The following is a 15,016-nucleotide window of genomic DNA, read 5'->3' as shown; positions in this document are numbered from 1 at the left end:
GTTATTGTGAGCAATTTAGATTTTTATTTATACTTGCATAAACCATTGAAACTATGAAAAGGATAATCGTAGATTATAAAAAACTCACTCCGGAAATACTCAGTTTACTGGTAGACAAATATCCAGATGGCTATGATGATGACCAGATCATTTCATTTAAAAATGCCAAAAATGAGACGGTGGATGCTGTTGAAGTACGTACCGAGGATACTATTTACCTGGTAAAGGTTAGTACTCGCCTGGAAAGTACCATGGCTAATTTCGATGAAGACGATTACGATGATTCAGAATTCAATGATCCTATAGTTGAGATCCCTGAAAAAAATGACGAATCGGATGATGACGATGATTCAGATAAATAATAAAAAAAGGAACGTGAAAACGTTCCTTTTTTATTTGATCTATAAATGATCCATTATGCGTGCTGAAGATCATGTTTACCTTCCTTGATCTCTTCAATAACCTTGGCATTAAATGCTGGAAGGTCATCTGGATTCCTACTGGTCACAAATGCCTCATCAACTACTACTTCTTCATCAACCCATAACGCACCTGCATTTTCCACGTCTTTTCTAATTGAGTGGAAAGAAGTCATGGTCCTGCCTTTCACTACATCGGCACTAATTAAGGTCCATGCCGCATGGCAAATAGCTGCTACCGGTTTCTTTTGCTTGAAGAAATCGCGCACAAATATAAGTGCAGATTCTTCTCGTCTAAGATTATCAGGATTTATCACTCCACCGGGAAGAACCAAAGCGTTATAATCTTTAGCAGAAACATCATCAAGGCTCTTATCTACGTTGAACTCTTTTCCCCAGTTGTCTTTATCCCAGGATTTGATCTTACCTTTTTCAAGACTTACGATCTCTACTTTAAAGCCTTCTTTCTCCATCGCTTCTTTTGGAGAAGTTAATTCACTCTCTTCGAATCCATTTGTTGCCAGGATGGCAATTCTCTTTTCCATAATTATGTGATTTTTTTAGTTTTCTCAAATATATAAACGGCTTCTCCCATTATGTATTAAGAGCCTACTAAAACTAAGTATCACTTCGTTAAACCTTTATTAACGCCGGCTTTGAGGTCTATTGATCGCGTTCATCAAGATGTGACTTCAATTCGTCCATCACCTTCTTTTCTTCTTCTAACTGGATCTTTCTCTCCTTTAGTTTCTCCATTTCCTGATAAATGGCTGGTTCTCCAAACCTGTTAGGGACTACCTTTTCCTTTTTAAATAACGCATACTGAACGGTAAATTCAGCGCCGAAGAACAGTATAAGCCCGGTGTAATAAACCCATAGCAGAATTAGAACTACCGAAGAAGCCCCGCCATATACCGACTGTGGTTCACTTTGCCCGAAATAGAAACTGATCACATATTCGCCTATAAGAAATAATAAGGTGGTCAGGGCTGCGCCCATATAGGTAACTCGCAGCCTAATCTTAATGTCTGGCAATAACTTAAAGATCAAGGCAAATAATGTGGTTATAAAGAAAAAGGAAAGCGCAAAATTTGCAATTAGCACTACGAGCTCAGTAATATTTGGCAGGTAAGATTCTATTTGTTCAGACAGTAATTTGAGAAGTGTAGAAATCACCATGGCGATTAGCAGCAAAAGGCCAATCACGAAAATCATTCCAAGCGAGATCACCCTATCCAGAACAAGCCTCCAGAAATCGGTTTTTTTGGCTGCTACATTCCAGATGTTATTCATCGCAACCTTAAGCTGAAAGAACACACCTGTTGCACCAAAGATCAAAGTAGCCAAACCTATGATTATCGCAAAAGTGCTATCCTGAGACAGGTAGGCATTTTCGATCATATTCTCTATCGAATTGGCCGTATCCTGACCAATGAATTCGCCTATATTGTCCATCAACCTTTCGGTCACGTCCTTCCTGCCGAAAAAATATCCGGCTATACTAACTACTATAATCAGAAGAGATGGAAGGGAGAACAGGGCATAATAGGCTATGGTAGCACTTCTTGCATAGGGCTCGTTCTTAGCCCAGTTTTGATAGGTTTTTTTGAGGAGTTGAAATAAATTTTTAAAGAAATCTAACATCAAATGTATCGCTTCTCAATTACATCCTTATGGTGCAGCACATGCCCTGCCATGATAAAACCAATCGCCCTGGGAGTGGCGTTCATCTCATTCATATTACCAATACGCCCGAGCATATCTTCAGAAAAGCTTCTGAACAAAAAGATCCCGGACTCCCGGATCGCCCTGAATTCCCGGATAAGATCTGAAGCTGTCCTGTCTTCCGCAGTGTAGTTCATCGCATAAAAATCATGGTCAAAACCAGGAAGGGGCTTATTTTCACCCCTTGCAAAGCTTAGTGCCCTGTATTGAAAGATGCGCTCGGTATCCAGAATATGCTGAATCATCTGCGCGATACTCCACTTATCTGGAGCGTACCTGTCATTCCACTTTTCTTTAGGAATAGTCTTCAAGAATTCAGTGAAATCATGTGTGTTGCGCTTTAGACAATCAATTAGTTCTGCATCTTCCGGAATTAAGCGAAGGTAATTCCAGTAGAACTCTCCTATCTCGTCAAATCCTAGTTCTGACCTCTTCATCTATGCTGAATTTCTACTTGCATTGATATTTCCATAAAGTGAGCGGGTAACCATTTTTTCATAGGTCTCTAATCGTTCTCCTTCTTTTTCAGGATTTTTGTTCAAATCCTGCACCATTCTTAAGGCATGCTGCTGAATGGTCAATAAAGGAAGCACGATACGCTCACGAGCCTGAATGGAAGCTCTGCCCGCAGGCTGATTTTGCATCAGGTGTTTATATCCTGTAACCTTTAAAAGCATTTTCTTGGTTCGCTCAAATTCTTCGTGGATCAATTCCCAGAACTCACCAAATTCTTCATCATTCTTCATGTAAGCAGTTAAAGGAAAGAATGACTTAGTCAGACTCATCATGCTATTTTCCAAAAGAGTACGGAAAAATTCAGAATCATTATACAATTGCTGAACCCTGCCAAATTCACCTTTCTTCTCAAGCTCTTCCATGGCAGTCCCCACACCAAAGAAGCCGGGTACATTTTGTTTTAACTGGCTCCAGCTTCCTACAAAAGGAATTGCCCTCAGGTCTGAAAGATTCAATTCTGCAGACTTATTCCTTTTCGAAGGTCTACTTCCAATATTCGTTTTAGCGTAATATTTTAAGGTACTCATCTTTTCAAGATACGGGATGAACCTTGGATGCTTCTTAAAGTTAGTATAGGTATTGTAACTAATCTCTGCCAGCTCGGTCATGGTTTTTCTATCTTCATCGCTCAATATGTTCTCACCATCACTAAAGATTTCATTGGATACTCCAGAACTTAACAATTGTTCCAGGTTATAAGTACAGGAATCCCTTGTACCGAAATTGGAACTAATAGTTTGTCCCTGAACAGTTAACTGAATCTCCTCGTTTTCAATAGTTGGCCCTAGAGAAGCATAAAACTGATGGGTTTTTCCGCCTCCACGGGCTGGTGGTCCGCCACGACCATCAAAAAAGACCACTTTTATTCCGTATTTCCTGGACATTTCGGTAATGGATTCCTTGGCCTTATAGATTCCCCAGTTAGCCATTAGGTATCCCCCATCCTTAGTTCCATCGCTGAATCCAAGCATAATAGTTTGCTTGTTTCCGCGTCTTTCTAAATGTTCTTTATAAACCGGGTTGGTGTACAGGTTTTCCATTACCTGGTGTGCTTTTTGAAGATCCGGGACCGTTTCGAACAATGGGACCACATCAACAGTTGGTTTATCCCAGCCACACATCCTTAAGAATGCAAATGGCTGAAGCACTCCCTGCTCACTACCACAATTACTTATGATATACCTGTTGGCTCCGGCTTCACCACTCTTTTCCTGGATATCCTTCATCGCATAGATCGATGAAAGGGTTGCTTTAGCCATTCCTTCATCACCAAATTCTTCCGGATCAATTTCTCCTTTTACATTACTTAAAACTTCCTGCTTTTCTTTATCGCTCATGGAACTAAAGTCAGCGGGAAAAATTCCGTTCTCACCACCATGTTTTTTAAGGATATCCTGAAGAACTTCTTCATGTATACTTGAATCCTGTCGTATATCCAGTGTAGCGAAATGATAACCAAAAAGATTCACCTTATTGATCATGTCATTGATCTCATCGACAAATAAAGACTGATGCTTATCAACAAGTATCTCTTTGATATTATTAAGCTTAGACATCAGGTCTTCAAGTGATATCTTAACCTCTCCAGTCTTGGAAATAGCCGACTCATATAATTTCTTTTCCAGTTCGCCCATAATTTCATCAACCCCTCTAAAGGTTAGCCTCCTTTTTAATTTTCGGATATCCCTGTAATAATTAAGGAAGATGGTTCTGCGTAATCTCTTAGCCACCCTTAAGGTTATATCGGTAGTCACAAAAGGGTTTCCATCCCTATCCCCTCCGGGCCAGAATCCCAGGTTGATAACCTGGTTCCCAATTTCCTCTCCGTCGAAGATATTCTGCTGAAGATAATTATGGATCTTACTCGCACTTTGATAAAATACATTTTCAAAATACCATATAAGGCTAACCGCCTCGTCATAAGGTGTTGGTTTTTCTTTTTTAAAGAACGGGGTTTTACCAAGCTGAGCAAGCAGCTGTTTTATTTTAACCAGGTCGTTCTTTTGAATAGCCTTATCCAGGTCAGTAATAATTCCAAGTACACTTCCAGGATAGAATTGGGTTGGGTGAGCCGTTAGTGTTGGTCTTACCTTAAATCGTCTAAGGTATTCCCGTAGCTCATCAACTTTTTGCTTGGCTTCGGCTTCTTCCTTAACGCTTCTTAAGGTTCCCCTCCCATCCATATTGTTGACTATGGAAAATGATGCATCTTCGATCGCATCAAATAATACTACCTGTCTTTCTATATATTGAATAAATCGAAACAACAGGTCATTCTTCTCCTTTTCTGTTGGATTTTCTCCATACTTATCGAAAAAGCGCTCCACGATCTCAGAAGGATTCAGGTTTTCCTCAAAACCCTTTTCACATATTTCCTGAAACAATGGCAACAATGCTCCGGTTCTTTTTATCTCATCATAGGGAAGAGTTAAAAAAATACTGTTATAAACCTGATATTTCGCTAGTACATTATCATTAAATCGGTCTAATCGAGGTTCTCTGTGCATAATATAATTTTAGTGTGGTATACAATGATGAATTTATAAAAAAACCCTTTAAACTAGGTTGCTCAAAGGGTTTTTAAAATAGTTTTAAGACTAGTTTACATATTCTTGAAGATCGAATGCATCAGGCGCTTCTTGTCATTGATACTTTCTTCAAGGGAAATCATGGTTTCAGTTCGATAAACCCCTTCAATATCATCCAGCTGGAAAATAATTTCCTTCGCATGTTGCGTGTTTCGAGCCCTTATCTTACAGAACACGTTGAATTTACCAGTGGTGACATGAGCTACCGTAACAAAAGGAATCTCATTGATCCTTTCCAGGACAAATTTTGTCTGGGAGGTGTTTTTCAAAAACACGCCAACATATGCGATAAACGCATATCCCAGTTTTTTATAATCCAGTGTTAGGGATGAGCCTATAATGATCCCGGCCTCCTCCATTTTTTTCACCCTCACATGCACGGTACCCGCTGAAATTAGTAGTTTTTTGGCAATATCGGTAAATGGAGTTCTTGTATTCTCGATGAGCATGTCAAGAATCTGGTGGTCTGTTTCGTCTAATTTAAACTTAGCCATTTTTTTGAACTTCTTTTTTTAATGAACCTCAAAAATAAGACAAAAACATTGAATTATTAATAATTTATTTGACAATTATCCGTATTAAAGACTGAATTCCGCAGTTTTTAAGATAATTTTATTAACTACAACGTTTTCGGTAAGTTTTTTCTCACCAGGCAGCCTTACCTCCTCGCCTCGAGCATCAATTTCACGGTGAGCGAATTTTGCCACATTTTCACCAATTTCTTCCACTACCCCTTTGAATACAATCTCGCCCTTCTGCACCTCTTCCTTATATTGAATAACAACATCCACGAGTTTATCATTCAAAAGGGCATTTCTCAGGATTACATCCTGAAATAACTTCTGATTTTCAGGTATTTTGAAATAGTCTTCATACCCCTCCTTGAAATCGATCCGGTTTGCGATTTGATAAAGACAGGAAATATATGCCCGGTACACATATTTTCTTGTTTCCTCCCGTTCATAATCCTCAGGGAAATGACCTGCTTCAAATAAAATCGTAGGTGTTGACATGGACTGGAAGGTATCTCCGGCGCAATTCAGGTTGAAAGCATCATCATAGCGGCCTATCTGCCCGGGTAACTGCTCCCTGATATCCTCGGCCATACCGGCAATAATAGCCATACTCTGCTTTCTGAATTCATCGATATTTCTTCCTTCATCTTTTGAAGGGGTTAAAAACGACAGGGTGGCCGGTTTTGGCAGCTCTCCGGCACTGAAAATGGTTCTTTGATCATGCAGGTTTAGACAGAAGGCAGGCTTTATGGCTAAATACTGTTTTTTCAGGAGTTTGCTTTCTGGCTGACTCAAATCCTGTAGATCCCTGTTTAGGTCAACTGAGTTCGCGTTTTGCCTTGTATATAGATAAGCTCCATCCGGATTCAGGATCGGGATCATATAAATGGTGCATTTGGAAAGAATACCTGATACCACGGAATGATCCTTTTCCTTTTTAAAGGTATTTAGAAGGTCAATCAAGGCCTTGGTAGTGGTAGATTCATTTCCGTGCATTTGTGACCACATAAGAACAGGTATTTTACCGGTTCCAACTTTTACTCGTTTTATAGAACGACCTTCAACGGATTTGCCGATCTCTTCGATTTCAAAATCTTCTTTTAGATCATCTAATGCAGTATCCAGATGTTCATTGACAATGTACCTACCTGATATTTTTTCAAATTTATTCCTGCTATACCAGTCATCCTGGAACAGGCTCTTCAGTTCTCGATGCTTCATGTTTACAAAACTAAACAATCAATATTTTACAAATGTAAACAAGATTCATCAGCCTGATTAAATACATTTGTAAACAACTGTTGATCGGTTGTAAATGGGCGAATTGGATTATTTCCCAGTTTCGACTCTTGAATATTTAAATAATTGTTTTTTAGTCCTTTATAACATTCAATCTATACTTATTATTTAATAAAATATAATACGGTTTACAATTGTAATTATAAGTATGTGAATTAATTTTTTACATTTGTAAATAGAATAATAGCTCTGAAATGTTACAATGGTAAACACTGAAAAATTTGCTTCCAGATTAAATAAGATCCTAGAATACTATGATCTTTCTGCCGCTTCTTTCGCCGATCAGATTGAAGTTGGTCGCTCGTCTATTTCACATATTCTTTCCGGACGAAATAAACCCAGCCTGGATTTTGTGATGAAGATCGTAAAGAATTTTCCTGAAGTAGAATTATACTGGTTGCTCAATGGAAAGGGTAGCTTCCCTTCCATTTCTGATCAACAACAGAAAGAAAAGCCAAAACCAAGGGAGACAGAATTACCTTTTTCCCATTCTCCTGTACAACAACCTGAAAATGAAAAATCGGTTCAACCGGTAATTCCTCCCGGAAACTCAAATAAAAAAATCCAGCGTATCGTTATTTTTTATTCCGACGGTAGTTTTGATGCCTTTGAAAATTGATTATACCAGCCAAATTGATTTTTTTTGCAGTATGAAACGAATACTGCTTTTATTCTTACTATTATCTTTTACCTCCTGTTTTAATGCTGAACGAAATTGTGAGGATTATCGAACGGGTGTCTTCGAATTTGAGACCTATTTGAATGGTGAATTGATCACTTCCAGGTTTGTCAGGAACGATAGCCTGGAGATCGAGACGTTCCAGGGAAATATAGATACCTCTACGGTTAGATGGATCAACGATTGTGAGTATATCCTTGAAAATATAAATCCCCAGAGTATGTCTGAGGAGAAATCGATTCATATAAAGATCTTAACCACAAATCCTAACGGCTATACCTTTGAATACGGCCAGGTTGGTGAAACTAAAAAAGCTCGTGGAGAGGTGACGAAAGTAGCGGAGAATTAATTTCTTCTTTCTTTAAGAAGCTCATTTTGCTCTTTCATCAGGTCATTGAGATTTGCCAGCAATTCGATATCCTTTGGAGTTGCCACTTGTTTGTCTTTTGGATCCTGGGCCCTGTTCCGAAAGCGATTCATGGCTTTAACGATTATAAAAACAACGAAACCAATCACTATGAAATCGATGAAGGTTTCTATAAGCAATCCATATCCTATGGAAACTTCTTCCACATAACCAGGATTTCCTTCGGTGCCAACCGAATCTCTTAACACCATTTTTTTATTGGAGAATTCGATTCCATCGGTCAGCAGGCTAAGTGGCGGCATGATGACCTGCTTGACGAGCACATCAACGACCTTATTGAAGGCGGTACCAATAATGATACCCACCGCCATGTCTACCATGTTGCCTTTTACGGCGAATTCCTTGAATTCCTTAATCAATCCCATTATTCGTCAAATAGTGAAGGTTGACCTTCTGAATTTGATTTTTTTGAAGGCTCCTGAATTTTACCATTCTTTACATCTTCGGCAGTGATCTCGTTTTCATCTTTCTCTTCCTCTTCCTCAGTTTCTACTTCCTTCTCATAAGGTTCAGGATCCAAAAGATTTACCTGGTTCACCTTTTCTGAAGTAAGCTGATTCCCGAGAGCCTTTATTCCTTTTATAGCGATGAATTCTTCCAGGTTGATCTGTTCATTCTCTTTTCGCTCCTTACCTTTTGGCTTGGTATAAACGATTTCAGCTCTTGGATAGTAATCGGTGGAAACGATCTCGAGGAAAGAATCTTCATGATCACTAATAAAACGTTCTTCTTTATCAGGATGTTCAATCAGGAACCTCTTCACGTAGTAACGTTCCTTTTCGGCTTCCCAATAAATTGCCGAAATAGGTTTGTCTTTAACCCACTTCTCGAGGACGATCATTTCATCATCAAAACGAGTGGTAAGCTCAGGCTTAATGGTTTTAACCACCCCATCCTGGGTAATGATTAGCAACCTGTCATCTCCGCGGAATTCCCCAAGCAACTCGCCTCTTTCATCCACGTTCAGTCTTTTCACCGTTTCATCGAACCAAATCCTTCTTGGCTTAAGAGTTGAAACACCTTCTTCTTTCAGTTCGATTCGCTTAACGGAATATTTGGTAACGATATTCCCCTTCACATTTCTTCCCTTGATAAGAACTTCGGCAAAGTCAAGATCGAACTTCACTTTTCGAATGCTTCCAACCTGCCTTAAGAATACGGTTACCACTTCAGCCTCTCCATTTGGGTTGGCAGAGAAATAAAGGATTTTTGAGTCCTTTTTACCCTGGGTGAGATCATAATCCCGGTCCCGCGTTACCGAAGTGACCGAAAAACGCTTTACATAGGTCTTTCCGGCTTTCCCGTCGCGGTAGATCATATTATAGATGGTGCGCTTATCTTTTTTCTTAAAGATCGCAACATGAATGATATCTTTTCCAATAAAGGTTTTGGAGTCCACCTTGGTGACCATCATCTTCCCGTCTGCCGTGAAGCAGATCACATCGTCAATATCGGAACAGTCGGTGACATATTCGTCCTTTTTAAGGGACGTACCAACAAAACCTTCAGCACGGTTAACGTACAACTTGGTATTCCTGATCACTACCTTGGTCGCTTCGATATCTTCGAAAAGCCGAAGCTCCGTCTTACGTTCACGACCATTGCCGTAATCTTTCTTAAGCTTGGTAAAATAATCAACGGCAAAATCTACCAGGTTATCAAGGTGATGCTTGATCTGGGCGATCTCTCCTTCCAGGGCCTCAATTTTTTGCTGAGCCTTGTCAATATCGAATTTAGAGATCCTTTTGATCCTTATCTCGGTAAGCCGTACAATATCTTCTTCGGTTACGGCCCTTTTCAGGTGTTTGGTGTGTGGTTTTAAACCTTTATCGATCGCCTGTATCACACCTTCCCAGGTTTCCTCTTCTTCAATATCGCGATAGATCCTGTTTTCGATAAAGATTCGTTCCAGGGACGCAAAATGCCATTGCTCTTCCAGTTCGTCCAGTTTGATCTCCAGCTCCCTCTTCAATAAATGAAGAGTATGATCGGTAGATCTGCGCAGAATTTCTGAAACTCCCAGGAAAATTGGTTTATGATCTATGATCACGCAACCCAGCGGAGCCAGTGAATTCTCGCATTGAGTAAAGGCATATAGTGCATCAATGGTCTTGTCTGGCGAAATATTGTTTGGCAGGTGAATAAGGATCTCAACCTCTGCCGCCGTATTATCCTCGATCTTTTTGATCTTGATCTTTCCTTTATCATTCGCTTTAAGAACCGAATCGATAAGGCTTGACGTCGTAGTACCATAAGGAACTTCGGTTATCGCAAGCGTATTTTTATCCAGCTGATTGATCTTGGCCCTAACCCTTATTCTACCACCTCTTTTCCCGTCGTTGTAATTACTCACATCTGCAATACCTCCGGTTGGAAAATCGGGTACCAGTTTAAACTTCTTGCCTTTCAGGTGATTGATGGAAGCATCTATCAGTTCATTGAAATTATGAGGAAGGATTCGGGTGCTCAATCCAACCGCGATCCCTTCGGCCCCCTGGGCAAGCAATAGCGGAAATTTAACCGGTAAATTTACCGGTTCATTTTTTCTTCCGTCATAAGATAGCTGCCATTCAGTTAATTTCGGACTGTAAAGAACCTCCAGCGCAAATTTCGATAACCTGGCCTCGATATAACGAGGAGCTGCAGCCCTGTCGCCGGTAAGTATATTTCCCCAGTTACCTTGGGTATCAATAAGAAGATCTTTTTGACCGATCTGCACCATTGCGTCCCCTATACTGGCATCACCGTGAGGGTGATACTGCATGGTATGTCCCACGATATTGGCCACTTTGTTATAGCGACCATCATCCAGGTCTTTCATGGAATGCATGATACGGCGTTGTACCGGTTTGAAACCGTCTTCAATGGCCGGAACCGCTCGTTCCAGAATTACATAAGATGCGTAATCAAGGAACCAGTCCTTGTACATCCCTGTAACCCTGATTAATTCTTCTTTATTTTCAAACTGCTCTTCCTGAGCTCCGTCTAGATTTTCTTCCATTAGGCAGTAGCTTTGGGTGTGGTTGCAAGCACTTTATTGAGTGAATCAACCATTCCCCTTTTCTTTTTTCGGTTTAAAAATGTGGTATTGAACGTATATTTTCGATATCCTTTTTTTCTTCTGGACCTGATATAAATGGTTAGGGCCGAATAGATCCCATAATCGACGAAATTGAATTTTCCCAGTTTACGCTTCGGAAATTCGGCCTTCTTCACCCGATATTCCATGAATTTTGAAAAGAACACCCCGTTATTCTTGAAATTGAGCGTTTCCCCATCGCTGTCAAAATCGAAGGATTGCCCTATTTTATGAACATAGAGGGCCAATAACAAGGTTACGATATTCGGCACAAAATGACTGAAACCTATCTCCTGTTCACTATCAGATGCCATGATCTCGATATTAACGAACACGTTGGTCACAAATACCGCTATCAAAACGATATAAATAGAGGGAATTATTTTAACCTCGGTCTTATTGGTGAATCTCATATGCCAAGTTCTTCAACCAGATCAAGTTCAACTTTGAGATTATCTATGATGAACTCCTGCCTGTCTGGAGTGTTTTTACCCATATAAAAACTGAGCATTTCCTCAATAGACTTATCCTTATCCAGCATCACCGGGTCCAACCGAATATCTTCTCCAATAAAATGCCTGAATTCATCTGGCGAGATCTCACCAAGACCCTTAAATCGAGTGATCTCCACTTTTCCTGAGAGCTTTTTGATCGCCTCTTTTCGTTCCATTTCACTATAACAGTAAATGGTTTCTTTCTTATTCCGAACCCTGAAAAGCGGCGTTTGAAGTATATAAAGGTGATTTTCCTTGATCAATTCGGGGAAGAACTGAAGGAAAAAAGTGATCAAAAGCAATCGAATGTGCATTCCATCCACATCGGCATCGGTAGCGATCACGATATTGTGATATCGAAGATCCTCAAGGCCTTCCTCAATATTGAGCGCGGCCTGCAGAAGGTTGAATTCCTCGTTCTCATAAACGATCTTTTTGGAAAGTCCGTAGCTGTTCAAAGGCTTACCCTTCAAACTGAAAACAGCCTGGGTCATTACATCCCGACTTTTTGTGATTGAACCACTTGCCGAATCTCCCTCGGTAATAAAAAGTGTGGTTTCCAAACAACGCTCATGCTTACTATCTCCAAGATGAACCCTGCAATCTCTTAATTTCTTATTATGGAGACTGGCCTTTTTAGCTCTATCTCTTGCCAGTTTCCTGATCCCTGAAAGGTCCTTTCGTTCTCTTTCAGCCTGTAGTATCTTTTTCTGAAGTCGCTCAGCCGTTTCGGTATTCTTATGCAGGTAGTTGTCAAGATTCCGTTTAACAAAATCATTGATATAAGTTCTTACGGTTGGCAATTCACCTCCCATGTCTGTAGAACCCAGTTTGGTTTTGGTCTGACTTTCAAAAACAGGTTCCATCACCTTTATACTGATAGCCGCTACTATAGATTTACGAATATCGCTCGCCTCATAATTCTTCCCGTAGAATTCCCGAATAGTTTTCACCACCGCTTCTCTGAAAGCTGCAAGGTGAGTTCCACCCTGGGAGGTATTCTGCCCGTTAACAAAAGAATGATACTCCTCGCTATATTGTGAACGGCTGTGGGTGATGGCAACTTCGATATCATTTCCGCGAAGATGAACAATAGGATACAGCATATCATCATCGCTGATACTATCCTGTAAAAGATCCTTTAATCCGTTTTCCGAATAGAATTTTTCACCGTTATAAACTATGGTCAATCCTGGATTCAGGTACACATAGTTCTTGAGCATTTTTTCTATATACTCATTCCTGAATTTGTAGTTCTTAAAGATGATTTCATCAGGAATAAAGGTGATCTTGGTACCTCTTCGGCGTGAAGTTTCATCAAGATGTTCTTCATCGGTAAGATTTCCCTGTTCGAATTCAGCCGAATGGCTTTTTCCATCACGGGTAGATTCCACCCTGAAATAAGAGGAAAGTGCGTTAACAGCCTTGGTACCAACCCCATTAAGTCCTACCGATTTCTTGAAGGCACGGGTATCGTATTTTCCACCCGTATTCATTTTGGAAACTACATCTACTACTTTCCCTAAGGGAATACCCCTACCAAAATCACGAACAATAACCCGCTGATTCTGAACAGAAATTTCAATAGTCTTCCCTGCTCCCATCACGAATTCATCGATACAGTTATCGATAACCTCTTTTAACAGGATATAAATTCCGTCGTCCTGGCTGGAACCGTCTCCAAGTTTTCCAATATACATTCCTGGACGCATACGAATATGCTCCTTCCAGTCTAACGACCGAATATTATCTTCGGTATAATTAGTATTCTCGCTCATAAGTAGTCATGGAGTTATGCCTCTAATATAAGGCAATACCTAAAGAACTGAAATTTTTCAGCCTGATTTTAATTAACAAAGATTTAGGAATAATTGTTAATTAGAGGATCTTATACGAGGGAAAAGTCAGAAATGAGCTAGAAATCAATTAATTCGTCAAAAGATTATCCGAAAATTCGGTGTAATCTTTATTTAATTAACGAATAAAAAAATTATACATTAAAACGGAAATGCATCACATCACCATCCTTTACAATGTAATCCTTTCCTTCCACGCGCATTTTTCCAGCTTCCTTAACTTTGGCCTCACTGCCGTAACTAACGTAATCGTCATATCCTATCACCTCGGCACGAATAAAACCTTTTTCGAAATCGGTGTGAATAACCCCGGCAGCCTGTGGAGCAGAAGCTCCTACTTTAACGGTCCATGCACGAACCTCTTTTTCTCCGGCAGTAAAATAAGTTTGAAGATCAAGCAAATTATAAGCTCCGCGGATTAGTTTAGCCGATCCTGGTTCGTCCAGCCCTATATCCTGAAGAAACATCTGGCGCTCCTCGTAATCATCAAGCTCGGTGATATCGGCTTCCGTTCCAACAGCAAGGGTTAAAACTTCCGCATTTTCATCCTTAACAGCTTCCTTTACCCGTTCTACATATTCATTTCCTTCTACAGCAGCGTCTTCGTTCACGTTGCAAACGTACATTACCGGTTTATCTGTGATGAATTGAAGAGGTTTGATAAATTCCTTACGCTCGTCTTCGGTAAGATCGATCGCTCTTACAGATTTACCTTCTTCAAGACCTTTTTTCACCTTCAGCAAAACGGCTTCTTCCTTTTGAGCTTCCTTATTACCGGTTTTTGCAGCTCGCTTTACTTTTTCCAGCTTTTTCTCAACTGTTTCAAGATCTTTAAGCTGCAATTCCATATCGATGGTTTCTTTATCTCTTATAGGATCTATAGAGCCATCTACGTGTACGATATTGTCGTTTTCAAAACATCTTAGAACATGCAGGATCGCATCGGTCTCCCTGATATTTCCCAAAAACTGGTTACCAAGGCCTTCACCTTTACTGGCACCTTTAACCAGACCGGCGATATCAACGATCTCTACGGTTGCAGGGATCACTCGCTCAGGTTTAACCATTTCACCCAGCTTGGTAAGCCTTGGATCTGGAACATTTACAACCCCCACGTTAGGTTCGATGGTACAAAATGGAAAATTGGCACTTTGCGCCTTGGCATTGCTCAGACAATTAAAAAGAGTTGATTTTCCCACATTAGGCAGTCCTACGATTCCGGCTTTCATAAACTAAAAATTAGATGCTTTGTTTTTGCGGCTGCAAAGATAGGTATTAGAATCGAGAATTTAATAGGATATGTTTTAAGCTTGATCAAAGATCTAAAACCGTCAAAAGCAGGAGTCTAATGCAGTTTGTTTAGTATTTCTTTAACTGAAACAGCGACGAGATTTTTTTAATTTGATCAAATGCTTGGCG

At 40.0% G+C, this 15,016-nt stretch carries 14 protein-coding genes; 3 read left to right on the top strand and 11 right to left on the bottom strand.

Annotated elements, in window-relative coordinates:
* The first annotated feature begins 53 nt into the window (after positions 1–53).
* Entirely contained in the window at positions 54–362 is a 309-nt protein-coding gene (locus MKO06_RS10450) for a hypothetical protein (RefSeq protein ID WP_241551117.1), read from the top strand.
* A gap of 53 nt (positions 363–415) precedes the next feature.
* On the opposite strand, the gene MKO06_RS10445 is transcribed toward MKO06_RS10450, so the two are convergent.
* The 6 genes from MKO06_RS10445 to MKO06_RS10420 form a co-directional block, all read right to left on the bottom strand.
* Complete coding sequence (locus MKO06_RS10445) at positions 416–964, bottom strand: type 1 glutamine amidotransferase domain-containing protein (RefSeq protein WP_241551116.1); 549 nt, start codon at positions 962–964, stop codon at positions 416–418.
* A 118-nt stretch (positions 965–1,082) separates the two neighbouring features.
* Positions 1,083–2,063, bottom strand: coding sequence for a YihY/virulence factor BrkB family protein (locus tag MKO06_RS10440; RefSeq protein ID WP_241551115.1), 981 nt, complete (start codon positions 2,061–2,063; stop codon positions 1,083–1,085).
* Positions 2,063–2,581: a DinB family protein gene (locus tag MKO06_RS10435; protein ID WP_241551114.1), complete on the bottom strand. Its 519-nt coding sequence runs from the start codon at positions 2,579–2,581 to the stop codon at positions 2,063–2,065. The genes MKO06_RS10440 and MKO06_RS10435 overlap by 1 nt, the downstream gene beginning before the upstream one ends.
* Positions 2,582–5,167: a phosphoenolpyruvate carboxylase gene (locus MKO06_RS10430; protein ID WP_241551113.1), complete on the bottom strand. Its 2,586-nt coding sequence runs from the start codon at positions 5,165–5,167 to the stop codon at positions 2,582–2,584.
* Between the two features lie 95 nt (positions 5,168–5,262).
* Positions 5,263–5,742 (bottom strand): Lrp/AsnC family transcriptional regulator, encoded by a 480-nt coding sequence (locus MKO06_RS10425; RefSeq protein ID WP_156281962.1) that lies wholly within the window; start codon positions 5,740–5,742, stop codon positions 5,263–5,265.
* Between the two features lie 84 nt (positions 5,743–5,826).
* On the bottom strand, positions 5,827–6,984 hold the full coding sequence (locus MKO06_RS10420; RefSeq protein ID WP_241551112.1) for a M14 family zinc carboxypeptidase: 1,158 nt from the start codon (positions 6,982–6,984) through the stop codon (positions 5,827–5,829).
* 280 nt (positions 6,985–7,264) lie between these two features.
* On the opposite strand from MKO06_RS10420, the gene MKO06_RS10415 reads away from it, so the two are divergent.
* Together MKO06_RS10415 and MKO06_RS10410 are read left to right on the top strand one after the other, a co-directional pair.
* Entirely contained in the window at positions 7,265–7,681 is a 417-nt protein-coding gene (locus MKO06_RS10415; RefSeq protein WP_241551111.1) for a helix-turn-helix domain-containing protein, read from the top strand.
* Between the two features lie 31 nt (positions 7,682–7,712).
* Complete coding sequence (locus MKO06_RS10410) at positions 7,713–8,090, top strand: DNA topoisomerase IV (protein WP_241551110.1); 378 nt, start codon at positions 7,713–7,715, stop codon at positions 8,088–8,090.
* On the opposite strand, the gene mscL is transcribed toward MKO06_RS10410, so the two are convergent.
* The 5 genes from mscL to ychF form a co-directional block, all read right to left on the bottom strand.
* Complete coding sequence (mscL, locus tag MKO06_RS10405; protein ID WP_241551109.1) at positions 8,087–8,533, bottom strand: large-conductance mechanosensitive channel protein MscL; 447 nt, start codon at positions 8,531–8,533, stop codon at positions 8,087–8,089. The genes MKO06_RS10410 and mscL overlap by 4 nt on opposite strands.
* Complete coding sequence (locus MKO06_RS10400) at positions 8,533–11,169, bottom strand: DNA gyrase/topoisomerase IV subunit A (protein ID WP_241551108.1); 2,637 nt, start codon at positions 11,167–11,169, stop codon at positions 8,533–8,535. Before MKO06_RS10400 ends, mscL begins: the two co-directional genes overlap by 1 nt.
* Positions 11,169–11,660: a hypothetical protein gene (locus MKO06_RS10395; RefSeq protein WP_241551107.1), complete on the bottom strand. Its 492-nt coding sequence runs from the start codon at positions 11,658–11,660 to the stop codon at positions 11,169–11,171. Before MKO06_RS10395 ends, MKO06_RS10400 begins: the two co-directional genes overlap by 1 nt.
* Positions 11,657–13,519, bottom strand: a complete 1,863-nt coding sequence (locus MKO06_RS10390) for a DNA topoisomerase IV subunit B (RefSeq protein WP_241551106.1) — start codon at positions 13,517–13,519, stop codon at positions 11,657–11,659. The genes MKO06_RS10395 and MKO06_RS10390 overlap by 4 nt, the downstream gene beginning before the upstream one ends.
* A 212-nt stretch (positions 13,520–13,731) precedes the next feature.
* Complete coding sequence (ychF, locus tag MKO06_RS10385) at positions 13,732–14,826, bottom strand: redox-regulated ATPase YchF (RefSeq protein ID WP_241551105.1); 1,095 nt, start codon at positions 14,824–14,826, stop codon at positions 13,732–13,734.
* Positions 14,827–15,016 lie beyond the last annotated feature (190 nt).

The organism is Christiangramia oceanisediminis, from assembly GCF_022570735.2.
Classification (GTDB): Bacteria; Bacteroidota; Bacteroidia; order Flavobacteriales; family Flavobacteriaceae; genus Christiangramia; species Christiangramia oceanisediminis.
This window is presented reverse-complemented; position numbering and strand designations above follow the sequence as displayed.

Bases quoted from the DNA above. Each gene is read 5' to 3' on its own strand.
- MKO06_RS10450 (WP_241551117.1), top strand. From the start codon at position 54: ATGAAAAGGATAATCGTAGATTATAAAAAACTCACTCCGGAAATACTC.
- MKO06_RS10445 (WP_241551116.1), bottom strand. From the start codon at position 964: ATGGAAAAGAGAATTGCCATCCTGGCAACAAATGGATTCGAAGAGAGT.
- MKO06_RS10440 (WP_241551115.1), bottom strand. From the start codon at position 2,063: ATGTTAGATTTCTTTAAAAATTTATTTCAACTCCTCAAAAAAACCTAT.
- MKO06_RS10435 (WP_241551114.1), bottom strand. From the start codon at position 2,581: ATGAAGAGGTCAGAACTAGGATTTGACGAGATAGGAGAGTTCTACTGG.
- MKO06_RS10430 (WP_241551113.1), bottom strand. From the start codon at position 5,167: ATGCACAGAGAACCTCGATTAGACCGATTTAATGATAATGTACTAGCG.
- MKO06_RS10425 (WP_156281962.1), bottom strand. From the start codon at position 5,742: ATGGCTAAGTTTAAATTAGACGAAACAGACCACCAGATTCTTGACATG.
- MKO06_RS10420 (WP_241551112.1), bottom strand. From the start codon at position 6,984: ATGAAGCATCGAGAACTGAAGAGCCTGTTCCAGGATGACTGGTATAGC.
- MKO06_RS10415 (WP_241551111.1), top strand. From the start codon at position 7,265: ATGGTAAACACTGAAAAATTTGCTTCCAGATTAAATAAGATCCTAGAA.
- MKO06_RS10410 (WP_241551110.1), top strand. From the start codon at position 7,713: ATGAAACGAATACTGCTTTTATTCTTACTATTATCTTTTACCTCCTGT.
- mscL (WP_241551109.1), bottom strand. From the start codon at position 8,533: ATGGGATTGATTAAGGAATTCAAGGAATTCGCCGTAAAAGGCAACATG.
- MKO06_RS10400 (WP_241551108.1), bottom strand. From the start codon at position 11,169: ATGGAAGAAAATCTAGACGGAGCTCAGGAAGAGCAGTTTGAAAATAAA.
- MKO06_RS10395 (WP_241551107.1), bottom strand. From the start codon at position 11,660: ATGAGATTCACCAATAAGACCGAGGTTAAAATAATTCCCTCTATTTAT.
- MKO06_RS10390 (WP_241551106.1), bottom strand. From the start codon at position 13,519: ATGAGCGAGAATACTAATTATACCGAAGATAATATTCGGTCGTTAGAC.
- ychF (WP_241551105.1), bottom strand. From the start codon at position 14,826: ATGAAAGCCGGAATCGTAGGACTGCCTAATGTGGGAAAATCAACTCTT.